1 protein-coding gene is annotated in these 8,134 nt (G+C 74.2%); it reads right to left on the reverse strand.

Translation table 11 applies throughout. From position 1 onward, the window contains the following. Nucleotides 1-46 precede the first annotated feature (46 nt). Nucleotides 47-8,095 (reverse strand): type I polyketide synthase, encoded by an 8,049-nt coding sequence (locus MID12_RS00550; RefSeq protein WP_411577035.1) that lies wholly within the window; start codon nucleotides 8,093-8,095, stop codon nucleotides 47-49. Nucleotides 8,096-8,134 lie beyond the last annotated feature (39 nt).

Genomic DNA, 8,134 nt, shown 5'->3' on the forward strand with positions numbered 1-8,134 from the left:
TGCGTGCCCGGCGCCGCGGACACCGTCTGGGGACGGGAGGAGACCCCTAGGACTTGCCGAGCTCGTCGTGGATGAGCGCGAAGATCTCTTCGGCCGAGGCGGACGCCAGGTCGTCGTGGGCGCCCTCCTCTTCGGTCTGGGCGGTGGCGCCCCACTTGGAGACGAGTACCTGGAGGCGGCCCGCGATGCGGTGCCGCGCGGCCTCGTCGGGGGCGAGCCGGGTCAGGGCGGCGTCCAGGCGGTCCAGGTCGGCGAGGACGGCGGCATCGGTGCCGGCTTCGTCGACGACCAGGTGGCTCCGCAGGTGCTGGGCGAGGGCGCCGGGGGTCGGGTGGTCGAACAGGAGGGTGGCCGGGAGCCTGAGCCCGGTCTCGGTGGCGATGCGGTTGCGCAGCTCCACCGCGGTGAGCGAGTCGAAGCCGAGGTCCTTGAAGGGCCGCGCCTCCTGGACGGCCTCGGCGGTGCGGTGCCCGAGGACGGCGGCGGCCTGGGCGCGGACGAGTTCCACCAGGAGGTGCTGCTGGTCCGCCGCGGAGGCCCGGCCGAGCTTGTCGAGCAGGGCGGAGGCCGCCGCGGAGTCGGCCGCGGCGGAGGGCTCGTCCTCCTCCAAGGCCGCCTTGACGGCCGGGAGTTCGGCGATCAGCGGGCTGTGCCGCATCGCGGTGAAGGTGGGCGCGAACAGCGACCAGTCGACATCGGCGACACCGACCGTGGACTCGTCGAGGTCGAGTGCCTGCTGCAGGGCGGCGATGGCGGTCGCGGGGGCGATGCCGATGACGCCGCGGCGGCGCAGATGCTCGTCGATGTCCTCGGAGGCCGCCATGCCCGCCTCGGCCCAGGGGCCCCAGGCGACGGCGGTGGCCGCCAGGCCGAGCGCGCGGCGGCGTTCGGCGAGTGCGTCCAGGTGGGCGTTGGCCGCGGCGTAGGCGGCCTGGCCGCCACTGCCCCACATGCCCGCGCTGGACGCGAAGAGGACGAACGCCTCCAGTTCCAGGCCGAGTTCGAGGGTGACCTCGTGCAGCAGATCGGCGGCGAGGGCCTTGGGCCGCAGTACGTGGGCCAGGTGCTCGCCGGTGACCTCGTCCATGAAGCCGTTGTCGGAGACACCGGCCGCGTGCACCACCGCGGTCAGCGGCTGCTCGGCGGTGATCTCCTTCAGCAGTCCGGTGAGCTGCTCGCGGTCGGAGACATCGCAGGCCGCGAGGGTGACCGCGGTGCCCTTCTCCTCGATCCGGGCGGCGAGTTCGCGGGCGCCGGGTGCCTCGGCGCCGCGGCGGCTGGTCAGCACCAGGCGGGGGGCGCCCCGGTCGGCCAGCCACTCGGCGAGACGGCTGCCGAGGGCGCCGGTGCCGCCGGTGATCAGGACCGTGCCGGTGGGCGTCCAGGGCTCGGGCCTGCGGTCGGCGGGGACCGGGGCGGTGCGCAGCCGCCGGGCCCGTACGCCCGAGGCGCGTACCGCGAGCTGGTCCTCGCCGTCCCCGGCGGCGAGCACCGAGACCAGGCGGGCGAGGGCCCGCTCGTCGGGCGCGGGCGGCAGGTCGACCGAGCCGCCCCAGCGGTCCGGGTATTCGAGGGCGGCGACCCGGCCGAGGGCCCAGACCTGGGCCTGGGTGCCGGTGCTGTCGGCCGCCGGGTCGCCGGGGCCGGTGGAGACGCCGCCGCTGGTGAGGTTCCACAGCGGGGCGGTGAGTTCCGCGTCGCCGAGGGCCTGGGCGAGGGCGGCGGTACCCGCGAGGGCGGCGCTGACGCCGGGGTGCGCGGAGTGCGGGCGGGCGTCGAGCGCGAGCAGCGAGAGCACACCGGTGGGCGACTCGCCCTGCCGCGCCGCGAGTTCGGCGGCCCAGCGGGCGCGGTCGGCCCCGGTGGCGTCGAGTTCCACCGGCACGGTCACGGCGCCGTGCGCGGTGAGCGCGGCGGCGGCCTCCTGGGCCAGGGCCCCGGCGCCGCTCGCGCCCGAGGGCACCACGATCCACCAGGTCCCGTCGAGGCGCGGGGTGTCCCCGGCGGGCAGGGTCTTCCAGGTGATCCGGTAGCGCCAGGAGTCGATGACGGCCTGCTCGCGGCTGCCGCGGCGCCAGGAGGAGAGCGCGGGCAGCACGGTGCGCAGCCCGCTGTCACCGCTCGGCAGGCGCAGGGTGTCCGCCAGGGACTCCAGGTCCTCCCGCTCGACGGCGTCCCAGAACTGCCCGTCCACCTCGCTCTGTTCACCCGCCGCGGCGACCGGGGCCTCCAGCCAGTAGCGCTGTCGCTGGAAGGGGTAGGTGGGCAGCTCGGCGGCGGCCCGGGCGGTGCCGTCCAGGAGCGGGCTCCAGTCGAGGGCGATGCCGCGGGTCCAGGCGGCCCCGAGCGCGGCGAGGAAGGCCGCGGCCTCCGGGCGGTCCTTGCGCAGCGCCGGGACGAGCAGCCCGTCGAAGGTCTCCGGGAGGCATTCCTGCGCCATGGCGGACAGGACGCCGTCGGGGCCGAGTTCCAGGAAGTGGCGTACGCCGCGTTCGGCGAGGAAACCGATCGCGTCGGCGAAGCGTACGGCGTGGCGCACATGCTCCACCCAGTACGCGGCGTCGAACGCGGTCACCAGCTCACCGGTCAGATTCGACACCACCGGAATCGACGGCGAACCGTACGCCAGCCCCGACGCAACACGCCGGAACTCCTCCAACATCGGCTCCATCAACGGCGAGTGGAAGGCGTGCGAGACGCGCAGCCGCTTGGTCTTGTGACCCGACTCCGCCAACGCCTCCGCGAGTTCGAGAACGGCTGCCTCTTCGCCGGAGACCACGACCGACTCGGGGCCGTTGACCGCGGCGATGTCGACACGGCCCTCGAACTCCCCCATACGCGACCGGACTTCCGCCTCAGCCGCCCGTACGGAGACCATCGCGCCACCCTCGGGAAGCGCCTCCATCAACCGACCACGAGCAGCCACCAGCGTGCAGGCGTCCTCAAGAGACAGCACACCCGCCACATGAGCCGCCGCCAACTCCCCGATGGAATGGCCCGCCAGGAAGTCCGCACGTACACCGAAGGACTCCACCAGACGGAACAACGCCACCTCGACGGCGAACAGCGCGGGCTGCGTCAGACCCGTACGGTCCAACTCCCCACCCTCAGCAGCGAACACACGCTCCCGGAAATCCGCACCGAAACCCGCGCACACCTCATCGAAAGCAGCCGCGAACACCGGCTGCACCGCATACAACTCCCGCCCCATACCCAGGCGTTGCGCACCCTGACCCGAGAACAGGAAGGCGAGCGGTCCGGGGGTGGCCGTGCCCTGGGCGGTGGCCGGGTCGGTGGATCCCTCGGCGAGGGCGGCGAGGGCGGCGAGGAGGTCCGGCTCCGAGTCGGTCAGGACGGCGGCCCGGAAGTCGAGTTGGGCGCGGCCCGTGTACAGGGCGGTGGCGACCTCGGCGGCGGGCAGCCCGGGGGTGCCGGTGAGGAAGTCCCGCAGGCGGCGGGCCTGTTCGCGCAGGGCGTCGGGGGTGCGGGCGGAGAGCAGCCACGGCAGCGGCTCGCCCTCGCGGGGTGCCTCGGCGGTGACCGGCGCGGGCTCGGGTGCCTGCTCGACGATGACATGGGCGTTGGTGCCGCTGACACCGAAGGAGGAGACACCGGCGCGGCGCGGGCGGCCGGTCTCGGGCCAGGGGGCGGCGCTGGTGAGCAGGGCGACCGAGCCGCTGCTCCAGTCGACGTGCGGGGTGGCCTGCTCGGCGTGCAGGGTGCGCGGCAGCCTGCCGTGCCGCATGGCCATCACCATCTTCATCACGCCCGCGACACCGGCCGCGGCGGAGGTGTGGCCGATATTGGACTTCAGGGAGCCGAGCAGCAGCGGCCGGTCCCCGTCCCGTTCCTGGCCGTAGGTGGCGAGCAGGGCCTGCGCCTCGATGGGGTCGCCGAGGGCGGTGCCGGTGCCGTGCGCCTCGACCGCGTCCACCTCGCTCGGGCTGAGCCGGGCGTTGGCGAGGGCCTGGCGGATCACCCGCTGCTGGGAGGGGCCGTTGGGCGCCATCAGGCCGTTGCTGGCGCCGTCCTGGTTGGTGGCGGAGCCGCGCAGCACGGCGAGGACCTGGTGCCCGTTGCGCTCGGCGTCGGAGAGGCGTTCCAGGAGGAGTACGCCGGCGCCCTCGGACCAGGCGGTGCCGTCGGCCTCGGCGGAGAAGGCCTTGGCCCGGCCGTCCTTGGCGAGGCCGCGCTGGCGGCTGAACTCCACGAAGAGGTCCGGGGTCGGCATGACGGTGACCCCGGCGGCGAGCGCGAGACGGCACTCCCCCGCGCGCAGCGCCTGCGCGGCCAGGTGCATGGCGACCAGCGAGGAGGAGCAGGCGGTGTCGACGGTGACCGCGGGCCCTTCCAGGCCGAAGGTGTAGGCGATGCGGCCGGAGATGACGCTGGTGAGGTTGCCGGTGAGCGAGTAGCCCTCGGCGCCCTCGCCCATCGTCGTCATGCCGCCGAAGTAGCCGGGCTGGGTGGCGCCCGCGAAGACGCCGGTCGGGGTGCCCTTCACCCGGGCCGGGTCGATACCGGCGCGCTCGAAGACCTCCCAGGCCGTCTCCAGGACGAGCCGCTGCTGCGGGTCCATGGCCAGCGCCTCGCGCGGGGAGATCCCGAAGAAGGCCGGGTCGAACTCGGCGGCGTCGTGCAGGAAGCCGCCCTCACGCACATAGCTGGTGCCGGGGTGGTCGGGGTCCGGGTGGTAGAGCCCGTCCAGGTCCCAGCCGCGGTCGGTGGGGAAGCCGGAGATGACGTCGGCGCCGGAGTCGACGAGCTGCCACAGGTCCTCGGGGGAACGCACCCCGCCGGGGTAGCGGCAGGCCATGGCGACGATCGCGATCGGCTCGTCCGAGGCCGCGCTCGGCAGTACGGCGCTCGCGGCGGTGCTCTCCCCGAGGATCTCGGCGCGTACGTGGGCGGCGACCGCCTCCGGGGTGGGGTAGTCGAAGGCGAAGGCGGCGGGCAGCCGGAGGCCGGTGGCGTTGTTGATGCGGTTGCGCAGATTGACGGCGGCCAGCGAGTCGAAGCCGAGCTCCTTGAAGGCGCGTCCGGCGTCGACGGCCTCCTTGCCGCTGTGCCCGAGGACGACGGCGGCCTGGGTGCGGACCAGGTCGAGGACGGTCCGCAGCTGTTCCGGCTCGGGCAGTTCGCGCAGGGTGGCGCGGAGCGCGGCGGCCGTCTCGCTGTCCTCGGCGCTCGGCTCGGCGCGCAGGGCCGCCAGGGCCTTGCGGGTCTCCGGGTCCCGGCGGCGGCGCAGCCAGGAGGCCATCTCGGGCAGGGCCTCGCGCAGGCTCCGCCCGGCGTCGATGCCGAGCGCGTCGACCAGGGAGTCGATGTCCTCCTCGTCGAGGGCGCGCCAGAACTCCTCCTCGGCCTCGTCACGGGCGCCGAGTGCGGGGGTGAGCCAGTAGTGGCGCCGCTGGAAGGCGTAGGTGGGCAGGTCGACGGTGCGGCCGGGGCGCCCGGCGAAGAGCGGGGACCAGTCGGGTCCGGCGCCCCGGGTCCAGGCCTCCGCGAGCGCGGCGAGGAAGGTCTCGGCCTCCGGGCGGTCCTTGCGCAGCAGCGGGACCAGGAGCCCGGTGAAGTCCTCGGGCAGGCACTCCTGCGCCATGGCGGACAGGACGCCGTCCGGGCCGAGTTCGAGGAAGCGGGTGACCCCGCGGGCGCTGAGCAGCGCGATGCCGTCGGCGAAGCGCACGGCATGGCGCACATGCTCCACCCAGTACGCGGCATCGAACGCGCGGACCAGCTCACCGGTCAGATTCGACACCACCGGGATCGACGGCGTGTCGTACGTCAGCTCCGAGGCGACACGCCGGAACTCCTCCAGCATCGGCTCCATCAGCGGCGAGTGGAAGGCGTGCGAGACGCGCAGCCGCTTGGTCTTGTGACCCGACTCCGCCAGTACGTCCGCGAGTTCGAGGACGGCAGCTTCCTCACCGGAGACCACGACCGACTCGGGGCCGTTGACCGCGGCGATGTCGACACGGCCCTCGCACTCCCCGATACGCGAACGGACTTCCGCCTCGCTCGCCCGTACGGAGACCATCGCGCCACCCTCGGGAAGCGCCTCCATCAAGCGGCCACGAGCGGCGACGAGCGTGCAGGCGTCCTCCAGGGACAGCACGCCCGCGACATGAGCCGCCGCCAACTCCCCGATGGAGTGGCCCGCGAGGAAGTCCGGGGTGAGGCCGAAGGACTCGACCAGGCGGAACAGCGCCACCTCGACGGCGAACAGCGCGGGCTGCGTCAGACCCGTACGGTCCAACTCCCCACCCTCAGCGGCAAATACGCGCTCCCGGAAATCCGTACCGAAACCCGCGCACACCTCATCGAAAGCAGCCGCGAACACCGGCTGCACCGCATACAACTCCCGCCCCATCCCCAGGCGTTGCGCACCCTGACCCGAGAACAGGAAGGCCAGCTTGCCGGGGCGAGCGGTGCCCTCGGTGACGGAGGGGTGCGGGGTGCCCTCGGCGAGGGCGCGCAGGGCTTCGGTGCCCTGGTCGAGGTCCTCGGCGAGGATCAGGGCGCGGTGGTCGAGGGCGGCCCGGGTGGTGAGCAGCGAGGTGCCGAGGTCGGCCGGGTCGGCGGGGGCGGCGGGGTCGGCGGGGGCGGCGGCGAGGTGGTCGAGCAGTTTGGCGGCCTGGGCCCGTACGGCGGCGGCGGAGCGGCCGGAGAGCGCCCAGGGCAGCGGGCCGCGCGCGGGGGCCGCGGGGGTCTCGGGGGCCGCGGCGGGGGTCGGCTCCTCCTCCGCGGGGGCTCCTTCGACGATGACGTGGGCGTTGGTGCCGCTGATGCCGAAGGAGGAGACGCCTGCCCGGCGGGGGCGGTCGGCGGCGGGCCAGGGGGTGTTCTCGGTGAGCAGGCGGACGGTGCCCGGGGACCAGTCGACCTCGGGGGTGGGCTCCTCGGCGTGCAGGGTTTGCGGGAGGGTGCCGTGCCGCATGGCCATCACCATCTTGATGACGCCCGCGACTCCCGCGGCGGCGGCGGTGTGGCCGATGTTGGTCTTCACCGAGCCGAGCAGCAGCGGGTTCTCGGCGCTGCGCCCCTGGCCGTAGGTGGCGAGCAGGGCCTGTGCCTCGATGGGGTCGCCGAGGGCGGTGCCGGTGCCGTGCGCCTCGACCGCGTCCACGTCGAGGGGGGTGAGGCGGGCGCCGGCGAGCGCGGCCTCGATGACCCGCTGCTGGGAGGGGCCGTTGGGGGCGGTCAGCCCGCTGCTCGCGCCGTCCTGGTTGATGGCGGAGCCGCTGACCAGGCCGAGCACGCGGTGCCCGTTGCGGCGGGCGTCGGACAGGCGCTCCAGGACGAGGACGCCGACGCCCTCGCCCCAGACGGTGCCGTCCGCGGCGGCGGAGAAGGCCTTGACCCGGCCGTCCCTGGCCAGGCCCCGCTGGCGGCTGAACTCCTGGAAGAGCCAGGGGTTGGGCATGACGGTGACGCCCCCGGCGAGCGCCATGGTGCACTCCTCGCCGCGCAGCGCCTGGGCGGCCCAGTGGATCGCCACCAGGGAGGAGGAGCAGGCGGTGTCGACGGTGACCGCGGGCCCTTCGAGGCCGAAGGTGTAGGCGACCCGGCCGGAGATCACGCTGTTGACGTTGCCGGTGAGGGTGTAGCCCTCGACCTCCTGCGGCGGGGTTCCGGTGCCGCCGCCGAGGTAGCCGGGGTTGCCCGCGCCGACGAAGACGCCGGTGCGGCTGCCCTTGACCGTGGTCGGGTCGATGCCCGCCCGCTCGAAGGCCTCCCAGGAGGACTCCAGGAAGAGCCGCTGCTGCGGGTCCATGGCCAGCGCCTCACGCGGCGGGATCCCGAAGAACTCCGCGTCGAAGCCGCCCGCCTGGTGGACGAAGCCGCCCTCGCGCACATAGCTGGTACCGGGGTGGTCCGGGTCCGGGTCGTAGAGCCCGTCCAGGTCCCAGCCGCGGTCGGTGGGGAAGGCGGTGATGCCGTCCTCGCCGGAGGAGACCAGCTGCCACAGGTCCTCCGGCGAGTCGACGCCGCCCGGATAGCGGCAGGCCATGCCGACGATCGCCACCGGCTCCTGGCCCTTGGCCTCGACGGCCTGCAGCCTCCTGCGGGTCTGCTGCAGGTCGGCGGTCACGAGCTTCAGGTAGTCGCGGAGCTTCTCTTCGTTGCTGGC

Origin of the sequence: Streptomyces sp. SCSIO ZS0520 (genome assembly GCF_025643355.1) — a bacterium.
Classification (GTDB): Bacteria; Actinomycetota; Actinomycetes; order Streptomycetales; family Streptomycetaceae; genus Streptomyces; species Streptomyces physcomitrii.